Annotated in this window: 17 protein-coding genes and 1 pseudogene; 10 read left to right on the top strand and 8 right to left on the bottom strand. The window is 60.1% G+C overall.

From position 1 onward, the window contains the following. Window positions 1–67 precede the first annotated feature (67 nt). The 5 genes and pseudogenes from FRT59_RS10510 to FRT59_RS27215 all read right to left on the bottom strand — a co-directional run bounded on the left by FRT59_RS10510 (window position 68) and on the right by FRT59_RS27215 (window position 4,711). The gene (locus tag FRT59_RS10510; protein ID WP_153871167.1) at window positions 68–2,137 is read right to left on the bottom strand and encodes a GGDEF domain-containing protein; all 2,070 of its coding nucleotides are present in this window, start codon (window positions 2,135–2,137) and stop codon (window positions 68–70) included. Next, window positions 2,134–3,012, bottom strand: a complete 879-nt coding sequence (locus FRT59_RS10515; protein ID WP_034116659.1) for an endonuclease/exonuclease/phosphatase family protein — start codon at window positions 3,010–3,012, stop codon at window positions 2,134–2,136. Before FRT59_RS10515 ends, FRT59_RS10510 begins: the two co-directional genes overlap by 4 nt. Window positions 3,013–3,022: 10 nt before the next feature. Further along, a complete protein-coding gene (gene dsbA, locus FRT59_RS10520; RefSeq protein ID WP_153837261.1) occupies window positions 3,023–3,658 on the bottom strand; it encodes a thiol:disulfide interchange protein DsbA in 636 nt (211 codons plus the stop codon). Window positions 3,659–3,825: 167 nt separating this feature from the next. After that, window positions 3,826–4,452: a c-type cytochrome gene (locus FRT59_RS10525; protein WP_153837262.1), complete on the bottom strand. Its 627-nt coding sequence runs from the start codon at window positions 4,450–4,452 to the stop codon at window positions 3,826–3,828. A gap of 33 nt (window positions 4,453–4,485) precedes the next feature. After that, window positions 4,486–4,711 (bottom strand): annotated as a pseudogene (locus tag FRT59_RS27215) (cytochrome). A gap of 188 nt (window positions 4,712–4,899) precedes the next feature. On the opposite strand from FRT59_RS27215, the gene yihA reads away from it, so the two are divergent. Next, the gene (yihA, locus tag FRT59_RS10535) at window positions 4,900–5,541 is read left to right on the top strand and encodes a ribosome biogenesis GTP-binding protein YihA/YsxC (protein ID WP_153871168.1); all 642 of its coding nucleotides are present in this window, start codon (window positions 4,900–4,902) and stop codon (window positions 5,539–5,541) included. Window positions 5,542–5,807: 266 nt separating this feature from the next. Here the strand turns inward: yihA and polA are convergent, their stop codons facing one another. Then, complete coding sequence (polA, locus tag FRT59_RS10540) at window positions 5,808–8,603, bottom strand: DNA polymerase I (protein ID WP_153871169.1); 2,796 nt, start codon at window positions 8,601–8,603, stop codon at window positions 5,808–5,810. A gap of 74 nt (window positions 8,604–8,677) precedes the next feature. On the opposite strand from polA, the gene FRT59_RS10545 reads away from it, so the two are divergent. Continuing rightward, entirely contained in the window at window positions 8,678–8,968 is a 291-nt protein-coding gene (locus FRT59_RS10545) for a DUF2782 domain-containing protein (protein ID WP_034116654.1), read from the top strand. Between the two features lie 56 nt (window positions 8,969–9,024). Continuing rightward, complete coding sequence (locus FRT59_RS10550; protein WP_153871170.1) at window positions 9,025–9,978, top strand: homoserine kinase; 954 nt, start codon at window positions 9,025–9,027, stop codon at window positions 9,976–9,978. A 111-nt stretch (window positions 9,979–10,089) separates the two neighbouring features. Here FRT59_RS10550 and FRT59_RS10555 read toward each other — a convergent pair whose 3' ends face one another. After that, the gene (locus tag FRT59_RS10555; protein ID WP_198809687.1) at window positions 10,090–11,019 is read right to left on the bottom strand and encodes a zinc ABC transporter substrate-binding protein; all 930 of its coding nucleotides are present in this window, start codon (window positions 11,017–11,019) and stop codon (window positions 10,090–10,092) included. A gap of 58 nt (window positions 11,020–11,077) precedes the next feature. Here FRT59_RS10555 and FRT59_RS10560 point away from each other — a divergent pair, with 58 nt between their 5' ends. From FRT59_RS10560 to FRT59_RS10575, 4 genes are read left to right on the top strand one after another with little or no spacing between them, the layout of a single operon-like run. Beyond that, the gene (locus tag FRT59_RS10560) at window positions 11,078–11,560 is read left to right on the top strand and encodes a Fur family transcriptional regulator (RefSeq protein WP_034116651.1); all 483 of its coding nucleotides are present in this window, start codon (window positions 11,078–11,080) and stop codon (window positions 11,558–11,560) included. Continuing rightward, a complete protein-coding gene (gene znuC, locus FRT59_RS10565; protein WP_153871172.1) occupies window positions 11,560–12,330 on the top strand; it encodes a zinc ABC transporter ATP-binding protein ZnuC in 771 nt (256 codons plus the stop codon). The genes FRT59_RS10560 and znuC overlap by 1 nt, the downstream gene beginning before the upstream one ends. Further along, entirely contained in the window at window positions 12,323–13,111 is a 789-nt protein-coding gene (znuB, locus tag FRT59_RS10570; protein ID WP_153837264.1) for a zinc ABC transporter permease subunit ZnuB, read from the top strand. Before znuC ends, znuB begins: the two co-directional genes overlap by 8 nt. Window positions 13,112–13,148: 37 nt before the next feature. Then, window positions 13,149–13,868, top strand: coding sequence for a PA5502 family lipoprotein (locus FRT59_RS10575; protein ID WP_034116648.1), 720 nt, complete (start codon window positions 13,149–13,151; stop codon window positions 13,866–13,868). A 98-nt stretch (window positions 13,869–13,966) separates the two neighbouring features. Here the strand turns inward: FRT59_RS10575 and katE are convergent, their stop codons facing one another. Next, a complete protein-coding gene (gene katE, locus FRT59_RS10580) occupies window positions 13,967–16,108 on the bottom strand; it encodes a catalase HPII (protein ID WP_153871173.1) in 2,142 nt (713 codons plus the stop codon). A gap of 265 nt (window positions 16,109–16,373) precedes the next feature. Between katE and FRT59_RS10585 the strand changes: the two genes are divergently transcribed. From FRT59_RS10585 to FRT59_RS10595, 3 genes are read left to right on the top strand one after another with little or no spacing between them, the layout of a single operon-like run. Then, entirely contained in the window at window positions 16,374–17,381 is a 1,008-nt protein-coding gene (locus tag FRT59_RS10585; protein WP_034116645.1) for a methionine ABC transporter ATP-binding protein, read from the top strand. Then, the gene (locus FRT59_RS10590; protein ID WP_034116644.1) at window positions 17,381–18,055 is read left to right on the top strand and encodes a methionine ABC transporter permease; all 675 of its coding nucleotides are present in this window, start codon (window positions 17,381–17,383) and stop codon (window positions 18,053–18,055) included. Before FRT59_RS10585 ends, FRT59_RS10590 begins: the two co-directional genes overlap by 1 nt. 51 nt (window positions 18,056–18,106) lie before the next feature. Beyond that, window positions 18,107–18,877, top strand: a complete 771-nt coding sequence (locus FRT59_RS10595) for a MetQ/NlpA family ABC transporter substrate-binding protein (RefSeq protein WP_153871174.1) — start codon at window positions 18,107–18,109, stop codon at window positions 18,875–18,877. Window positions 18,878–18,986 lie beyond the last annotated feature (109 nt).

Genomic DNA, 18,986 nt, shown 5'->3' on the forward strand with positions numbered 1-18,986 from the left:
ACGATAATGCAATAGTGTAACGTAACGTTCATCGCCAGGCGGCCCCATTACAAAAATGGAACATTTTTTACGCCGCCTGCACTTGATTACGTCCCGCCGCCTTCGCCCGATAGAGGGCCTCATCAGCACGCTTGAGTGCCAGGTCACTACGCTCGCCGAGTTGAAACTGCGCCACGCCCATGGACACCGTGATCGTCACCGGCTCGCCCTTGAAGTGGAACGGGCACGCTTCGATGGCCCCACGCAGCACTTCACCCACGGCCAAGGCATCCGCCAAGGTTGAGTCGGGCATCAGCAGCACGAACTCCTCACCGCCGAAACGCGCGATGAAGTCGGTAGGCCTCAGGCGCTTGCTCAACACATTGGCGATGATCTTCAACACCTTGTCACCCGCCAGGTGACCGTAGCCATCGTTGATGCGCTTGAAGTGATCCAGGTCGAGCATGGCCAGCGCCAGACTGTTGCCGTGCTGATGCCAGGCGTTGACCTCATGATCGAGGCGTTCGCTCCAGGCCGCACGGTTGGGCAGGCCGGTGAGCGGGTCGAGCAAGGCCTTCTGGCGCTGTACCTCCAAGTGCTCGCGGTAACCCTGGGCTTCCTGCTCCATGTTGGCCACCCGCTCCGCCAGGCCTTTGAGGCGTGCGGCCACTTCCTGCTCGCGCTGGTCGCGTTGCTGCTGGTGTTCGTTCATGGTGCCGAGCAAGCCTTCGAGGTGGCTTTCGAGCACCTGCTTGAGGCTGCCCAGGTCGGCGGCTTCCTGCACGCTGCTTTGCAGACCATCGACCTGTTCACGTATCTGCGTATCCAGTTCCCGTGCAGCCAGGCTGCTATCGGCGTGGTCCTCGCTGGCGACCTGCAGATGGCCCTGGAACGCCTCGAGGCGCTCGTTGAGCTGCTTGAGATAAGCCTCGAACTCATGCTGGCCGCTGTCGGTGATCGCCAGCATCAACACCGCCAGATCATCGAGGATCGGCAGCAGTTCGTACCAGTTCAATCCATGGGCGAGACGCTCACGCATGGCCTCGGCCTGGGGCCGATGGCGCTCGGGCAGGGACAGGTCTTCCAGCAAGCCAAGTAAAGTGTCTTCGATATGCTTGGCCACCGAGCTGTAGGACGGCTCGGGCGAATCGGGTAGGGCGTATATCCCGTCTGGTTGCAGTTCGTCGGGCTCGGGGCTTTCCAACACGGGCGGCAGAGACAGGCTGCCAATGGTGGTTTCATCCGGGATGTCGACTTGGGTTTGCGGTGCTTCGATAAAGGCGGCGAGTGCACTTTCGTGAGCCGGCTCTGCCAGCGGAGGCTCCTGCACTTCGGGCTCGGATACTTGCGCAGACGCAACCACTGGCTGCTCTGGAGCCGGCGCGGGGGCCTCGAACACAAATGTATCGCTGCAAACCTCTTCCACTTTAGCCGGTGCAACCGGCTCGGACTGCAAGGCTACGGGTGCTTGCGGCGCCGGCGCGAAGGCACGCAAGGCTTGTGTCAACTCTTCCGATTGGGCAGGCTCTTGCGGCTCGGGCGCGGATTGTGGCGCAGCGGGCTTCAGCGGCGCCAATGGCGCTGCAGGCAATGGCGCTGCGTCGGCCACCGGGTCTTCACCCGAGGCATCTTTGCTTCCAAACAGACGCTGCAACAGACCCGGCCCCGGACGCACGGTTTCGCTCTCAGGCTCCAGGTTATTCAGCGCCTGCCCCTGCAGGCTGCTCAGCTCACTGAGCAGCAGCGGTATCTCCCGCGCTTGCCCGACGCGGCCATCAAGCTGCTTGGCGAAGGTTTTCAGCGGGCGGGCCACCTCGCGTGGCAATGGAAGCTTTTGCAACTGGGCAACCAAGGCGGTGAGCGCGGTGCTGATCTGGTCGACCCGGGTTTCACGGCGCTGCTCGGAATCGAGCACGGCCTTTTCCAGGCGTGGCAGCAAAGCTGCGAGGGCGGCGTCCATGTCGTCGGTACGTACGACGTCACGCATTTCCTTCATGCATTGATCAACGGCGCGGTCGGTCCCTTCAGCGGCCAGCGTGCTGCGTACCAGCCCACGGCGCAGCAAGTCGAGTCGGGCTGCCCAGCGGCGTTCGAGCTTGTCTTGTTGCTCGATGCTCTTGAGGTATTTCTCTTTCCAGCGCTGGGCGTCGTCGCTCATGCAAGGGGTCCGCGAGGGCCTGGGCTCAACGCGGGTAATGCATCAGCCGTAAGCGAACCCGGCAGACGAATCTCTACCGCGACCGGCAGGTGATCGGAAATGGGCTGCGCCAGCACCTGCACACTTTCCAGTGTGAGGCTCGGGCTGAGCAGGATATGGTCAAGACAGCGCTGTGGGCGCCAGCTGGGAAACGTGGCTTCGACTTGCGGCGCCAATAACCCAAGGTCGCGCAGCGGGGAATTCTGCAACAGGTCATTGGCATGGGTGTTCATGTCACCCATCAGTACCTGGTGCTTATAGTTGCCAATCAGATCACGCACGTAGGCAAGCTGCAGGTTACGCGTACGCCCGCCGAGTGCCAGGTGCATCATCACCACCACCAAGGCTTCCGGGCCCTCACCGAAACGCACGAGGATCGCGCCGCGCCCTTTAGGCCCGGGCAGTGGATGATCCTCGATGACAGTTGGCTTAAGGCGGCTGAGCACACCATTACTGTGCTGTGCCAGGCGCCCCAGGTTGCGGTTGAGTTGCTGGTACCAGTAGGGGAACGCGCCAAGCTGGGCAAGATGTTCCACCTGATTGATGTAGCCGGAACGCATGCTGCCGCCGTCGGCTTCCTGCAAGGCGACAAGGTCGAAGTCGCTGAGCAGGTCGCCGATTTTTTGCAGGTTACCGGTACGCCCCTTGTGCGGTAGGAGGTGCTGCCAGCCACGGGTGAGGTAGTGCCGGTATTTCTCGGTACTGTTGCCCACCTGAATATTGAAGCTGAGCAGGCGCAGACGGCTGTCTGCCGGCAGGCCCGTGGCCTCCAGGTGGTGTTCGTTGACCCGCGGCTCATGCAGGCCAACGACGCGTTCGGTACCCCAACGGCGCATGGCGGGCCCCTTACTTGGCTGCCCGCTCTTTGGCGATCAACTGGTCGGCAACATTGAGGGTCGCTTCCGGACCACCGGTGGTGCCCAGGTCAAAGCGGTACTTGCCATTGACGATCAGGGTCGGAACGCCTTGCACGCCGTACTTCTGCGCCAGTTCTTTGGCCTGCTTGATCTGGCCCTGGATGGCGAAGGAGTTGAAGGTGGCCAGGAACTTGTCTTTGTCGACACCTTGGGTCGCCACGAAGTCAGCCATCTCGTCCGGCTTGGTCAGGCGCTTGCCTTGTTTCTGGATCGCTTCGAAAACGGCGTTGTGGACGTTGTGCTCCACACCCATGGCTTCCAGGGTCAGGAACAGTTGGCCGTGAGCATCCCACGGGCCACCGAACATGGCAGGAATGCGGCGGAAGTTAACGTCCTTGGGCAGCTTCTCGGCCCATGGGTTGATGGTCGGCTCAAAAGCGTAGCAATGCGGGCAGCCATACCAGAACAGCTCCACCACTTCGATCTTTCCTGGCACCGACACAGGTACAGGATTAGCCAATTCAACGTAGGTTTTACCGGCTTCAAGCGGCACATCGGCAGCTTGTGCGGTCATGCCGAAAAGGCTGGCAGTGACGAGAGCGGCGCTGAGGATCAGATTACGCATGCTTTACTCCTGGACAAATAAAGTCGCCTCACGCGACCTTTGTTGTGACAGGTCTACGCGGGCATGAGTTCGTTAGTGTAACGGCAGCGGCCACAAAAAAGGGCGGCCTGGGCCACCCTTTTTATGCTTGCATCGCGGGATTAATCGAGTGTTAACGTCGGGGAGCTTTAGTGCAGGCCCTGGATGTAACTGGAGACGGCTGCGATGTCTTCGTCGCTCAGCTTGCGAGCGATGGTGCGCATGATCGCCGCATCGCCATCGTTAGCTCGCCCCGCCTCTTCCTTACGGAAATCGGTCAACTGTTTGGCGATATAGGTAGCGTGCTGACCACTCAGATGCGGGAAGCCGGCGGCGGCTATGCCAGCGCCATTTGGCGAATGGCAACCGGTGCAGGCAGGCAGGCCTTTTTCCAGATCGCCACCACGGAACAACTTCTCTCCGCGGGCAACCAATTTAGGATCAGCAGCTCCCACGCTGCCCTTCTGACTGGCAAAATACGCTGCGAGGTCCGCCAGGTCCTGATCGTTGAGGTTGGTCAGCAAACCGGTCATTTCTAGCACCGTGCGCTTGCCATCCTTGATGTCGTGCATCTGCTTGCTCAGGTAACGTTCACCCTGGCCGGCCAGTTTGGGGAAGTTCGGCGCCGGGCTGTTACCATCCGGCCCGTGGCAGGCACCACACACGGCGGCCTTCGCTTGACCGGCAGTGGCATCACCTTTGACGGGGCCCTCTGCAGCGACGGCAGCGCCTGTGATGCCCAAGGTCAACAGCAGACTCACGATCAGTTTGTTCATCAGCTAATCCAACTACGGCTAAGGGTTTAAGAGTTATCTACCGGGTTTACTCACCGTCAACTCAATGACGGCCTGGTAATCCTCAGTACTGCAGTCCATGCACAAACCACGCGGCGGCATTGCCTTGAAACCCTGGGTCACGTGTCAGCGCCAGCGCAACCACGCAAACTCGGTTGTACAGCGCCTCCGTATCCTGTGTAGCCTGAGCGCCGGAAAGCGGGACCAGGACACCGAAAGCGAGCAACCATCGGCCATACATCGACCTTTTCAGGGTTTGAGAGCGTTTTGCGTTCTAATGCGCAATAAAGGTCTTTCGCTCCCGTGAACTTCATCCTTCGCTGGGACAAAGCACACACAAAATCTGCGGCATTATATACTGGCGCTACTGAAACGGAAACGACACCGCTTGCCGCACCCTTTTTCGGCACCGCCCACATCGGAAATCTCATGCAACTCAAGAACCCCATCCTCGGCCTGTGCCAACAGTCCACCTTCATGCTCAGCGCCGCCAAAGTGGACCAATGCCCCGATGACGAGGGCTTTGAAGTCGCCTTTGCCGGCCGCTCCAACGCCGGTAAATCCAGCGCACTGAACACCCTGACCCACGCCAGCCTGGCGCGCACCTCGAAAACTCCGGGCCGCACGCAACTGCTCAATTTCTTCAAGCTAGACGATGATCGGCGTCTGGTCGACCTGCCGGGCTACGGTTATGCAAAAGTACCCATCCCGCTGAAGCTGCACTGGCAGCGTCACCTTGAGGCTTACCTGGGTGGCCGCGAGAGTTTGAAGGGGTTGATCCTGATGATGGACATCCGTCATCCAATGACCGACTTCGACCTGCTGATGCTCGACTGGGCTGTCGCCAGCGGCATGCCGATGCATATCCTGCTGACCAAGGCCGACAAGCTCACCTACGGCGCCGCCAAGAACACCTTGCTCAAAGTACAGTCCGAAATCCGTAAAGGCTGGGGCGACGCAATCACCATCCAATTGTTCTCGGCGCCAAAGCGCCTGGGCCTGGAAGATGCTTACACCGTGCTGGCCGGCTGGATGGAATTGGCAGACAAGGGCGCGGAAATCACCGAGTAACTTTTCTGCGGGCGAAAAAAAACCCCGGACTTCGTATGGGGAGGGAAGTTCGGGGTCCAAGTTCCGGACCGCTAGGGCGGGGTCCAGATATCTGCCAACACTTAACACAACATAGGAGCATTGAAGGGCTTCACCACCCATTCAGTAACTCTGAGTCGCAGTTCACGGGTTAAGTTCCAGCAAGCCCGAAAAACTATTGGAAATAACTGACGGTGATTTCCGATCTAAAGCGCTGCACCACCGCAGGCGGTGGTGCAGTCGCAGAATCAGTGTGCTTCGTCCCAGTTGTCGCCCACGCCCACGTCTACCACCAACGGAACATCCAGCTGTGCTGCGGCGCTCATATGTTCGCGGATCTTCTCGCTGACCTCGACAACCAGATCCTCACGCACCTCGAGTACCAGCTCATCGTGCACCTGCAGGATCACCTTGGCATCCAGGCTTGACTCGGTCAGCCAGTTATCCACCAACACCATGGCTTTCTTGATGATGTCCGCTGCCGTGCCCTGCATGGGTGCGTTGATCGCGGTGCGCTCGGCCGCCGCGCGCTCCTGAGGTTTGTTGGAATTGATATCCGGCAAATACAGGCGCCGCCCGAAGAAAGTCTCCACATAGCCTTGGTCCGCCGCCTGGGCGCGGGTGCGCTCCATGTATTCGCGAACGCCTGGATAGCGCGCGAAGTACACGTCGATATAAGCCTTGGCAGTCTTGGTATCGACGCCGATGTCCTTGCCGAGCTTCTGGGCACCCATGCCGTAAATCAGGCCAAAGTTGATCGCCTTGGCGCTTCGGCGCTGGTTGGACGTGACCTCAGCCAACTCAACCTTGAAGACCTCGGCCGCCGTGGCCGTATGCACATCCAGATTGTTGCGGAAGGCATTCATCAGGCCCTCGTCCTTGGACAAGTGCGCCATGATCCGCAACTCGATCTGCGAATAGTCCGCCGCCAGCAGTTTGTAGCCCTTGGGCGCGACAAATGCCTGGCGAATCCGCCGCCCTTCGGCAGTGCGCACCGGGATGTTCTGCAAGTTCGGATCGCTGGAAGACAGGCGCCCGGTCGCCGCCACGGCCTGATGATAAGACGTGTGAATGCGCCCGGTACGCGGGTTGATCTGTTCGGGCAGACGGTCGGTGTATGTGCTCTTGAGCTTGCTCATGCTGCGGTACTGCATCAGCACCTTGGGCAACAGGAAGTCATCTTCGGCCAGCTTGGCCAGCACTTCCTCGGCGGTGGACGCCTGGCCCTTGCCGGTCTTCTTCAACACCGGCAAGCCCAGCTTTTCGTAGAGAATAGCCCCAAGCTGCTTGGGTGAACCCAGGTTGAATTCTTCGCCGGCGATCTCGAACGCCTGGCGCTCCAGTTCAACCATCTTGTTACCCAGCTCGATGCTCTGGATGCCCAGCAGATCCTTATCCACCAACGCACCCTGGCGCTCGATACGCGCCAGCACCGGTACCAACGGAATCTCGATATCCGTCAGCACACTGGCCAGGCTCGGGATCGCCGCCAGTTGTGCGTGCAATGCCTGGTGCAGGCGCAGTGTCACGTCGGCATCTTCAGCCGCGTAAGGGCCGGCCTGCTCGAGCGGGATCTGATCGAACGTCAGCTGCTTGGCGCCTTTGCCGGCAATGTCCTGGAAGCTGACGGTGTCGTAGTCCAGGTACTTTTTCGCCAGGCTGTCCATGTCATGGCGGGTGGCAGTGGAGTTCAGCACGTAGGATTCAAGCATGGTGTCGAAGGCAATACCACGCATGGTAATGCCCTGCGTCGGGTCACCACCGATGGCGCAGTTGGCCAGGATGTTCATGTCGAACTTGGCGTGCTGGCCGACCTTGAGCTTGGCTGGGTCTTCCAACAACGGTTTCAGGGCCAGCAGCACAGTGTCACGGTCCAACTGCTGCGGAGCCCCGATGTACGAATGAGTCAACGGAATATAGGCCGCTTCATGGGGCTGCACGGCAAAAGAAACGCCCACCAACTGCGCCTGCTGGGCGTCGATGCCAGTGGTTTCGGTATCGAAGGCAAACAGCGGCGCCCCATTGAGCTTTTTCAACCAGCTATCGAATGTCGCCTGGTCGAGGATGGTGGTGTAAGTCGCCTCTACAGGCACCGCCGCCGCTACCTCGACGATGGCTTCGACGGCAGGCGCAGCCTCGGTAGAAGCCTTGAGCTCGACCCGCTTGGCATCGCGCTGGATCTCTTCGTACCAGCTCTTGAACTCAAGCAGCGTGTACAGCTCCAGCAGCTTCTCGCGATCCGGCTCGATCAGGTGCAGGTCATCCAGGCCCACGTCCAGCGGCACATCGACCTTGATCGTCGCCAACTGATAGGACAGGAATGCCATCTCCTTATGCTCTTGCAGCTTGGCTGGCAGGGTCTTGGCCCCACGGATAGGCAGGGTCGGCACAATATCCAACTGCTCATAAAGCTCTTTGAGGCCGCCATTGACCCCCACCAGCAAACCGGAGGCGGTCTTCGGACCAATGCCCGGAACGCCTGGGATGTTATCGGATGAATCCCCCATCAACGCCAGATAGTCGATGATCTGCTCCGGAGCGACGCCGAATTTCTCCTTTACGCCCTCGATGTCCATCGCGCTACCGGTCATGGTGTTGACCAAGGTAATGTGCCCGTCCACCAACTGCGCCATGTCCTTGTCACCGGTCGAAATCACCACCGGGCGGCTGGCCGCGGCGCTGCTGCGGGCCAGGGTGCCGATCACGTCATCGGCCTCGACGCCCTCGACGCACAGCAACGGAAAGCCCAGGGCCATCACGCTCTGGTGCAGCGGCTCGATCTGCAGGCGCATGTCATCGGGCATGCTCGGGCGGTTGGCCTTGTATTCGGCATACATCTCATCGCGAAAGGTCCCACCCTTGGCGTCGAACACCACCGCGAACGGGCTGTCCGGATACTGCTTGCGCAGGCTTTTGAGCATGTTCAACACGCCCTTGACCGCACCGGTCGGCAGGCCTTTGGAGGTGGTCAGCGGTGGCAGCGCGTGGAAGGCGCGGTACAGATAAGAAGAACCGTCCACCAGGACGAGGGGCGATTGGCTCATGAGCAGGATCAACCTTTTCGGCGGGTCAGGCGCTAGAATAGCCGGACCAATGAAAACAAAGGGACAAGGTTATCATGCGTACATTCAATCGCCTGCTGTTGACCGGCTTGATTGCACTCGCTCCGATGGCTGCCATGGCGGCAGACAGTGCCCCTGGGGGTGATCCGGAAGTTACCATTCGCACGGAAGGCGACAAGACTATCCAGGAATACCGCCAAAACGGTTTCCTGTATGCAATCAAGGTCACCCCGAAGGGGGCTCCCGCGTATTTCCTGGTACGTGCGGACGGAACCGATGCGAACTTCATCCGCTCTGACCAGCCGGATATGCTGATCCCGTCATGGAAGATCTTCGAATGGAAATGATTTCTTAATTTTAACCGGCGCTGCCCACGGCAGCGCCCGTAACGGCAGTTTTAACCATGTCTGTGTTCACCCCCCTGGCTCGGCCCGAGCTGGAAACTTTCCTCGCACCCTACGGGCTCGGCCGCCTGCTTGATTTCCAGGGGATTGCCGCTGGCAGCGAAAACACCAACTTCTTCATCAGCCTGGAGCAGGGCGAGTTCGTCCTGACCCTGGTTGAACGTGGCCCCGTGGCAGAAATGCCGTTCTTCATCGAACTGCTCGATGTACTCCACGACGCCGACCTGCCGGTGCCTTACGCCCTGCGTACGGCTGACGGCATTGCTTTGCGCGAACTCAAGGGCAAACCGGCATTGCTGCAACCGCGCCTGGCGGGCAAGCACATCAAGGACGCCAACGCCCAACATTGCGTCCAGGTCGGCGACCTGCTCGGCCACTTGCACCTGGCTACCCAAGGCGAAAAGGTACTTGAGCGCAAGACCGACCGCGGGCTGGATTGGATGCTCAGTGAAGGCGCTCAGCTTATTTCGCACCTCAACGACGCCCAGCAGCGCCTGCTGCATGATGCGTTGGCCGAGATCGAAGCCCACAAGGCCGACATCCTCGCCCTGCCACGGGCTAACGTGCACGCCGACCTGTTTCGCGACAACGCGATGTTTGAAGGCACGCACCTGACGGGTTTGATCGACTTCTACAATGCCTGCTCGGGACCAATGCTCTACGACGTGGCGATCGCCTTGAATGACTGGTGTTCGGATGCGTCGGGCGTGATTGACGGACAACGCGCCCGGGCGCTGCTGGGCGCCTACGCAGGGCTGCGGCCGTTTACCGCCAAGGAAGCCGAGCTATGGCCGACCATGCTACGCGTGGCGTGCGTGCGGTTCTGGCTGTCACGACTGATCGCGGCCGAGTCGTTTGCCGGGCAGGATGTGTTGATTCACGATCCAGCTGAGTTCGAACATCGCCTTGCACAGCGTCAGCAGGTCACTGTCCACCTGCCGTTCGCACTCTAAAAGGCCTACTCGGCCATAAAAATGTGGGAGCGGGCTTGCCTGCGATAGCGGTGTCGACTGACACGCCGCCATCGCGGGCAAGCCGCTCCCACATTGGTTATGCGCAGATAGTTAGAGCGACTCCAGGCACCCAGCCAAGTCATTGCCCAACTTCTCCAGCACCTGCTCATAACCCTGGGCGGTAGCCGGGGTATAGCCACCCAACGCATCCAGCTCTGCCAACTTCACCGGTAACCCGGCCACCAGCGTCTCGGCCAATCGCGGACGCAACGGCGGCTCACTGAACACGCAGGTCTTGCCCACTTCCTGCAAACGCGTGCGCATTGCCGCGACGTGCTGGGCACCTGGCTGTACTTCGGCGGCAACGCTGAACACACCGGTATGCTTGAGCCCGTAGGCGTCTTCGAAATAGTCGAAGGCTTCGTGAAATACGAAGTATGGCTTGTCACCGACACTTGCCAGGCGCGCTTTGAGCCGCGCATCCAATGCATCGAGGCGCTCATCGAAGGCCTTTACGTTGCTTTGATAGCGCTCGGCGTTGGCCGGGTCGGCGGTGCTGAGGTCAGAGGCCATGCGCGCCGCAATTACTCGGGCATTGACCGTCGACAGCCACAGGTGCGCATCGAGGCTGCCCGGACGGTGATCGTGATCATGTTCGTCGGCATCGTCGGCATGAGAATGGCTATCTTCGGCGAAACGGCGAAGTTTCATACCAGGAAGATCCTGCACGGCCACCGTTGCCGCTGTGCGACCTTTCAGAACGCGCGGTAGGAAGCTCTCCATATCCGGCCCGATCCAATACAACAGGTCCACCGACTGCACACGCCGTACGTCGGATGGGCGCAAGGCGAAGTTATGCGGCGATGCGCCCGGCGGTAGCAACACCTCTGGAATGGCCACTCCGTCCTGCACAGCAGCGGCAATCAACTGCAACGGTTTGATGCTCGTCAGCACCTTGACCTCGGCTTGAGCGGCACCCGCAACGAACAAACTGGTGACAAATACGACAAAAACGGGAAAAAGTCGGGACACGATGACCACTCGATGGCGTAGGAACGGGTAACATAATAACGTCTCTATCAAATATCTGTCGCCGCTCATGCCTAAAACACCGCTTGCCAGCCGTCCCCACGACCACTCTCACTGCGTACACACCGCATTGTCGGAGGCCGACACCCTGTGCGCACAGAAAGGCTTGCGCCTGACCGCCTTGCGTCGCCGGGTGCTGGAGCTGGTGTGGCAGAGTCACAAGCCGCTGGGCGCGTACGACATTCTTGGCGTACTCAGCGAGCAGGATGGCCGCCGCGCTGCACCGCCTACCGTGTACCGCGCGCTGGATTTCCTGCTGGAAAACGGCCTGGTACACCGGATTGCCTCGCTCAATGCCTTTGTCGGCTGCAACCACCCGCAGCACACGCATCAGGGCCAGTTCCTGATCTGCCGCGAGTGCCACGCCGCCATCGAGCTGGAACAAAAAAACATCAGTGACGCCATTATCAACAGTTCTGCCGACGTCGGCTTCAAGGTCGAGGGGCAAACGGTCGAAGTGGTCGGCCTGTGTGCGGGCTGCCAGGGGGCTTGATGAGCAACGCCTTAATCCGCCTGGAACAGGTCGGGGTCACGTTCGCCGGGCAAAACGTGCTGGAAAACATTGCACTGAGCGTGCAACCGGGGCAAATCGTCACCTTGATCGGCCCCAATGGCGCCGGCAAGACCACTCTGGTGCGCGCCGTACTCGGCCTGCTCAAGCCCGACAGCGGCAGTGTGTGGCGCAAGCCCAAGCTGCGTGTGGGCTATATGCCGCAAAAGCTGCATGTGGACCCGACCTTGCCGCTCTCCGTATTGCGCTTTCTGCGCCTGGTGCCTGGTGTCGACCGCGCCCGTGCACAGGGCGCGCTCAGGGAAGTCGGCGCCGAGCAGGTGATCGACAGCCCGGTACAAAGCATCTCCGGCGGCGAAATGCAGCGCGTACTGCTGGCCCGCGCCTTGTTGCGCGAGCCAGAGTTACTGGTGCTCGATGAGCCCGTACAAGGCGTCGACGTCGCCGGCCAGGCCGAGCTGTACAGCCTGATCACCCGCCTGCGCGACCGCCATGGCTGCGGCGTGCTGATGGTCTCCCACGACCTGCACCTGGTGATGAGCACCACTGACCAAGTCGTCTGTCTCAACCGCCACGTGTGCTGCTCCGGCCATCCGGAACAGGTCAGTAGCGATCCGGCCTTCGTCGAACTGTTCGGCAAGAACGCCCAGAGCCTGGCGATATACCACCACCATCACGACCACGCCCATGACCTGCATGGTGCCGTTGTCGATACGCCTCACGTTCATGGAGATAGCTGCAAGCATGGCTGATTTTCTGCTCTACGCCCTGCTGGCAGGCTTGGCTCTGGCACTAGTGGCGGGCCCATTGGGTTCGTTCGTGGTCTGGCGACGCATGGCCTATTTCGGCGACACCTTGTCCCATGCCGCGTTGCTGGGCGTGGCCATGGGCTTTCTGCTGGATGTCAGCCCGACCATCGCCGTGACTGTGGGCTGCCTGTTGCTGGCGGTACTGCTGGTGACCCTGCAACAGCGCCAGCCGCTGGCTTCCGATACGCTGTTGGGCATCCTCGCGCCGAGTACCTTGTCCCTGGGCCTGGTGGTGCTGAGCTTCATGCATGAAGTGCGCATTGACCTGATGGCTTACCTGTTCGGGGACTTACTGGCAATCAGCCCGACTGACCTGGCCTGGATCCTCGGAGGCAGCGCGGCGGTGCTGGTCTTGCTGGTAGCCCTGTGGCGCCCGCTGTTGGCGATCACCGTGCATGAAGAGCTGGCCACGGTGGAAGGCTTGCCCGTGCCAGCCCTGCGCATGACCCTGATGTTGTTGATCGCGGTGGTGATTGCTGTCGCGATGAAGATTGTCGGCGTATTGTTGATCACGTCGCTGCTGATCATTCCCGCCGCCGCCGCCCAGCGTCACGCTCGCTCTCCGGAGCAGATGGCAATCGGCGCCAGTTTCCTGGGGATGCTGGCAGTGTGTGGGGGCCTGGCGCTGTCCTGGTTCAAGGACACACCGGCCGGGCCGTCGATTGTGGTTACGGCGGCCGCCCTGTTTCTGCTGAGTTTTGTCCTGCCCCGTCGAGGGGTGTAGACTTGCTCGCTTTTTGCGCAAATAGAGAGTCGCAGGAATGAAGCCGTTCACCTCCCGTTATCTGCTCCTTGCCGCATTTTCGCTGCTGCTGGGCGCCTGTCAAAGCACACCGCCCGCGGCCCCCGAGGTTCCGGACGCACGCGCTGCAGCCATCGCGCAGCTGGAGCAAAACCTCGCCAGCAGCGAGTTGGCAACCGCCGAAGACCAGCTCGCGGCGTTGCAGGCGCAATCACCCGACGACCCAACGCTGGAGCCCTACCAGCGCCAATTGGCTGAAGCCTACCTGCAGCGCAGCCAGATCGTGCTGCAAAAAGGTGACGTCAACGCCGCCGCCACGGCCCTGAGCCGCGCCCGTGCACTGATGCCCAAGGCGCCCGCACTCACCGGCGGCGTCAACAGCGCCATCAGCCATGCGCGCAAAGCCGAGCTGGATAAAGCCGAGGCCGCCTTGAAGGCCGCCGAAGCCAAGCCCGCCGCCAAGGTCATCGATCCGGCCGCACCCAGCACTACCGTGGCGCTGAACCTGACCAATATCGAAGAACTGCGCCATCAGTTGGATGCGATCGCTACCGACGTGGTGAATTACCAGTGCGATGTGAGCATCCAGGCGCCGCGCACCCAGGATTACCCGTGGTTGGCGACGTTGCTGACCAAACGGGTGAAGCGGATTGATTCGGGGTATGACCTGAAGATTCACCGGCAAATTCTGAAACATATTCCGGCGCAGGTTGTGCTGATTCCGCGCAAGGCGGAATAAAAACATCGGGGGCAAGCCCCTCCCACGCTTGAATGTATTCACAATTCAAATGTGGGAGGGGCTTGCCCCCGATGACGGTCTAACAAACAGCCAGAAAATTAAGCCGGAATCGCCTTGGCCTTCGGCTCACGATCCCAAACCCGATGCTGGGCAATCGCGGCAAAGAACGCCTTGAACGCCTTGGCATCCGCGCCCACGATCAACCCCGCATCTGCCTCCAGTTTCAGCAGGTCCAGCAGAGGCTTCGCGTCACTGGCCACCGCAATCGCCTTCAGGTGCTTGTACGCTTCCAGCACGTAATGCAACGCCACACCATCACCGCTCAGTGCTTTGACCGACTCTTTGCCGCCCGGGATAAACACCGCGTCAAAGGCAATAGACGGCATGCCTTCCATTGACGCATCCACCTTCAGGCTTTTGCCATCGGCGGTCGTCACCGGCGCCGACGTCGGCCCCAGCAACTTGGCGTGCGCACCTTCAGCCTCCAGCGCCTTCTGCAACGCGGCAATCGCGGCGCCGTCCACACCATTGGCCGCCAGAATCGCCACTTTGCGTGTCTTGATATCGCCCGACAGCAAATTCACTTGGCTCAACGCCGGTGATTCTTTAAGCGACGTTTCCACGGGCGGCACCGTACCTTTGCTTGGCGCCGGTAGGCCCAGGTTCTGCGCAACGCGCTTAGCCAGGTCCAGGTCGATATTGGCCAGAATCTCATTGACCTGGCGGGCGCGGATAAACTCACGCTCCACCTTGCCCAACTCAAAGCTGTAGGCGGCGATAATGTGCTCTTTCTCGTGGTGGCTCATGCTGTTGTAAAACAGCGTAGCCTGGGAGAAGTGATCGCCAAACGACTCGCTGCGCTCGCGCACCTTGTTGGCATCAACTCGCTCGTAATAGGTTTCGAACCCGCCATCCTGTGCCGCAGGTGGGGTTTCTTTCGGCCAACCCCCATCGATCGAGTTCGGCTCATACGCAGCACGCCCCTTGTCGATCACGGTGCGATGCTGGGCGTCGCGCTGGCTGTTATGGAAAGGCACCACAGGCCGGTTGATCGGCAACTCATGAAAGTTTGGCCCGCCCAGTCGGCTGATCTGGGTATCTGTGTAGGAAAACAGACGGCCTTGCAGCAGAGGGTCGTTAGTGAAGTCGATGCCCGGCACGATATGACCTGGGCAGAACGCAACCTGCTCGACTTCAGCGAAGAAGTTGTCCGGGTTACGGTTCAGCACCATTTTGCCCAGTGGCGTGATCGGCACCAGCTCCTCGGGAATAATCTTGGTCGGGTCGAGCAAGTCGAAATCGAACTTGTGCTCGTCTTCTTCCGCCACAATTTGCACACCCAGTTCCCACTCAGGGTAGTCGCCACTTTCAATCGCTTCCCACAGGTCGCGACGGTGGTAGTCGGTATCTTTGCCCGCCAGCTTTTGCGCTTCGTCCCACACCAGGGAGCAGGTGCCGACTTTTGGATGCCAGTGGAATTTCACAAAGCTCGACTTACCTTCGGTATTGATCAAGCGGAAGGTGTGAATACCAAAGCCCTGCATGGCACGCAGGCTTTTTGGAATGGCACGGTCGGACATGGCCCAGATCACCATGTGCGCCGACTCCGGTTGCAGCGAGACAAAATCCCAGAACGTATCGTGGGCCGAGCCACCGGTAGGAATTTCGTTGTGAGGCTCAGGCTTCACCGCGTGGACAAAGTCGGGAAACTTGATCGCATCCTGAATGAAAAACACCGGCATGTTGTTGCCCACCAGATCGAAGTTGCCTTCGTCGGTGAAGAACTTCACGGCAAAGCCACGTACGTCGCGCACGGTATCGCCGGAGCCACGCGGGCCCTGTACGGTGGAAAAACGTACGAACACCGGGGTTTTATGCTCCGGGTTGCGCAGGAAACCGGCCTTGCTCAGCGCCGAATGGTTTGCATAGGTCTGGAAGTAACCATGGGCGCCGGTACCGCGAGCATGCACGATGCGCTCCGGGATACGCTCATGGTCAAAGTGCGTGATTTTTTCACGCATGATGAAGTCTTCCAGCAGCGACGGGCCGCGGGCGCCGACTTTCAGGGTGTTCTGGTTATCGGAAATCTTTACGCCTTGGTTGGTGCGCAGGGCCTGGCCGGTCGCATCGGAGCGGAACTCTTCCAGAGCTTGCAGCTTGGCGTTGGTGTTGCCACGGTCCAGGGTATCGGTACCCGCGAGTTCACTCTTGGACGGGGTGGCTGGCTTCTTGGTACTCATCAGTCAAAACTCCTTATTCAAAGTGGCCAGAGCGGTCCCCGGCTCGTTTGAGCAAAACCCCAGGCACGGCACCTGAGAAATCGAGTTGCTTCAGTAGTGACTGACAGGGTTTTGCACCGTTCCTTTTTTATGACCTTTGATCGCGTTATTGCCAAATGACTGGATGAATACGAAATAAATGCTAAGAAACGCTATACGGACAGGCTAAAATGCGCGCCCGGCTAACCGCTGATCCCTTTTCAATGCGCCCCACAAGGTTCGCTACGTGATCGAGTTTCAAAACGTCCATAAAACCTACCGCGTCGCCGGTAAGGATATCCCCGCACTGCACCCCACCAGCCTGCGCGTCGAGAACGGCCAGGTGTTTGGCCTGATTGGCCACTCGGGTGCGGGTAAAAGCACCCTGCTGCGCCTGATCAACCGCCTGGAAGAGCCCAGCGGTGGCCAGATCACGGTGGATGGTGAAGAAGTCACCGCCCTGGACGCCAACGGCCTGCGCCGTTTCCGCCAGCAGGTCGGCATGATCTTCCAGCACTTCAACCTGCTGGCATCCAAGACCGTCGCCGACAACGTGGCGCTGCCGCTGACCCTGGCCGGCGACCTGTCGCGCAAGGCCATCGACCAACGCGTCGCCGAATTGCTCGACCGTGTCGGCCTGTCGGACCACGCCAAGAAGTACCCGGCGCAGTTGTCCGGGGGCCAGAAGCAGCGCGTCGGCATCGCCCGTGCCCTGGCGACCAAGCCAAAGATCCTGCTGTGCGACGAGGCCACCAGCGCCCTCGACCCGCAAACCACCGCGTCGGTCCTGCAACTGCTGGCCGAGATCAACCGCGAGCTGAACCTGACCATCGTGCTGATCACTCATGAAATGGACGTGATTCGCCGCGTGTGCGACCAGGTCGCCGTGATGGATGCCGGCGTGATCGTCGAGCAAGGCTCGGTGGCCGACGTGTTCCTGCACCCCAAGCACCCGACCACCAAACGCTTCGTGCAAGAAGCCGAACAGGTTGACGAAGGCGAGCAGCATGACGACTTCGCCCATGTACCGGGTCGCATCGTGCGCCTCACGTTCCAGGGCGAAGCGACCTACGCGCCATTGCTGGGTACCGTCGCCCGGGAAACGGGTGTGGACTACAGCATCCTGGCCGGTCGTATCGACCGCATCAAAGACATCCCTTACGGGCAACTGACCCTTGCCGTCACCGGTGGTGACATGGAAGCCGCGTTTGCACGCTTCACCGCCGCCGACGTCCACATGGAGGTCCTGCGCTAATGGAAGTCCTGATGAGTTTCTTCGCCAATATCGACTGGTCTGAAATCTGGCTCGCCACCGGCGACACCATGACCATGCTGTTCGGCTCGCTGTTCTTCACCGTGCTGCTTGGCCTGCCCCTGGGTGTGCTGCTGTTTTTGACCAGCCCGCGCCAACTGTTCGAACAGAAAGGCCTGTATGCGCTGCTGTCGCTGATTGTGAATATCCTGCGTTCGCTGCCGTTCATCATTCTGTTGATCGTGATGATCCCGTTCACCGTGCTGATCACTGGCACGTCGTTGGGTGTGGCCGGTGCGATCCCACCTCTGGTGGTAGGCGCCACGCCATTCTTTGCGCGCCTGGTGGAAACCGCCCTGCGTGAAGTGGACCGCGGCATCATCGAAGCCACCCAATCAATGGGGGCCAGCACCCGTCAGATCATCACCAACGCGTTGTTGCCCGAGGCCCGCCCTGGCATTTTCGCGGCGATTACAGTGACGGCGATTACACTGGTTTCCTACACGGCCATGGCCGGCGTTGTAGGTGCAGGTGGCCTGGGTGACCTGGCGATCCGCTTTGGCTACCAGCGCTTCCAGACCGATGTAATGGTAGTCACGGTGGTGATGTTGTTGATTCTGGTGCAAATTCTGCAAACCGTCGGCGACAGGCTGGTGGTGCACTTTTCTCGAAAATAACGGCCATTGCCGGCCCACAGCCGGCAGATGCCCGAACAAGGAGCTTGCTGGATGAAAAAACTACTGGTTGCCTTCGCTGCCGTTGCCGCGTTTTCCGCCCATGCCGAGACTATCAAGGTCGCTGCCTCGCCGGTGCCTCACGCGGAAATCCTCGAATTCGTGAAGCCTGCCCTTGCCAAAGAAGGCGTGGACTTGCAGGTCAAAGTCTTCACCGACTACGTGCAGCCCAACGTGCAAGTCGCTGAAAAGCGCCTGGACGCCAACTTCTTCCAGCACCAGCCGTACCTGGATGAATTCAACAAAGCCAAGGGCACTCACCTGGTGAGCGTTGGCAGCGTGCATCTGGAGCCACTGGGCGCTTACTCCAGCAAGCACAAGACACTGGCCGACCTGCCTGACGGCGCCAACGTGGTGATCCCGAACGACGCCACCAACGGCGGCCGTGCGCTGTTGCTACTGGCCAAGAATGGCCTGATCACCCTGAAGGACCCGACCAACATCCTGTCGACCATCAAGGACATCACCGAAAACCCGAAAAACCTGAAATTCCGCGAACTGGAAGCCGCCACCCTGCCGCGCGTGCTGACCCAGGTCGACCTGGCGCTGATCAACACCAACTACGCCCTTGAAGCCAAGCTGGACCCGTCCAAGGACGCCCTGGTGATCGAAGGCAGCGACTCGCCTTACGTAAACATCCTGGTGACCCGCGAAGACAACAAGGATTCGGACGCGGTGAAGAAGCTGGTTGCAGCCCTGCACACGCCGGAAGTGAAGAAATTCATCGAAGAGAAGTACAAAGGCGCGATCAAGCCGGCGTTCTGATCCGCCTAGATCTCCAAAACACTGAAGATCAAAAATGTGGGAGGGGGCTTGCTCCCGATAGCAGAGTATCAGTCGATGCATGAGCTGACTGATCCACCGCTATCGGGAG

Source organism: Pseudomonas haemolytica (genome assembly GCF_009659625.1).
GTDB classification, from domain to species: Bacteria; Pseudomonadota; Gammaproteobacteria; order Pseudomonadales; family Pseudomonadaceae; genus Aquipseudomonas; species Aquipseudomonas haemolytica.

What these genes read in the sequence shown, in the direction of transcription:
- FRT59_RS10515 (WP_034116659.1), bottom strand. Translation starts at nt 3,012, where the DNA reads ATGCGCCGTTGGGGTACCGAACGCGTCGTTGGCCTGCATGAGCCGCGG.
- znuB (WP_153837264.1), top strand. Translation starts at nt 12,323, where the DNA reads ATGGCTGATTTTCTGCTCTACGCCCTGCTGGCAGGCTTGGCTCTGGCA.
- yihA (WP_153871168.1), top strand. Translation starts at nt 4,900, where the DNA reads ATGCAACTCAAGAACCCCATCCTCGGCCTGTGCCAACAGTCCACCTTC.
- FRT59_RS10590 (WP_034116644.1), top strand. Translation starts at nt 17,381, where the DNA reads ATGGAAGTCCTGATGAGTTTCTTCGCCAATATCGACTGGTCTGAAATC.
- FRT59_RS10545 (WP_034116654.1), top strand. Translation starts at nt 8,678, where the DNA reads ATGCGTACATTCAATCGCCTGCTGTTGACCGGCTTGATTGCACTCGCT.
- FRT59_RS10575 (WP_034116648.1), top strand. Translation starts at nt 13,149, where the DNA reads ATGAAGCCGTTCACCTCCCGTTATCTGCTCCTTGCCGCATTTTCGCTG.
- znuC (WP_153871172.1), top strand. Translation starts at nt 11,560, where the DNA reads ATGAGCAACGCCTTAATCCGCCTGGAACAGGTCGGGGTCACGTTCGCC.
- FRT59_RS10550 (WP_153871170.1), top strand. Translation starts at nt 9,025, where the DNA reads ATGTCTGTGTTCACCCCCCTGGCTCGGCCCGAGCTGGAAACTTTCCTC.
- polA (WP_153871169.1), bottom strand. Translation starts at nt 8,603, where the DNA reads ATGAGCCAATCGCCCCTCGTCCTGGTGGACGGTTCTTCTTATCTGTAC.
- dsbA (WP_153837261.1), bottom strand. Translation starts at nt 3,658, where the DNA reads ATGCGTAATCTGATCCTCAGCGCCGCTCTCGTCACTGCCAGCCTTTTC.
- FRT59_RS10595 (WP_153871174.1), top strand. Translation starts at nt 18,107, where the DNA reads ATGAAAAAACTACTGGTTGCCTTCGCTGCCGTTGCCGCGTTTTCCGCC.
- katE (WP_153871173.1), bottom strand. Translation starts at nt 16,108, where the DNA reads ATGAGTACCAAGAAGCCAGCCACCCCGTCCAAGAGTGAACTCGCGGGT.
- FRT59_RS10560 (WP_034116651.1), top strand. Translation starts at nt 11,078, where the DNA reads ATGCCTAAAACACCGCTTGCCAGCCGTCCCCACGACCACTCTCACTGC.
- FRT59_RS10510 (WP_153871167.1), bottom strand. Translation starts at nt 2,137, where the DNA reads ATGAGCGACGACGCCCAGCGCTGGAAAGAGAAATACCTCAAGAGCATC.
- FRT59_RS10525 (WP_153837262.1), bottom strand. Translation starts at nt 4,452, where the DNA reads ATGAACAAACTGATCGTGAGTCTGCTGTTGACCTTGGGCATCACAGGC.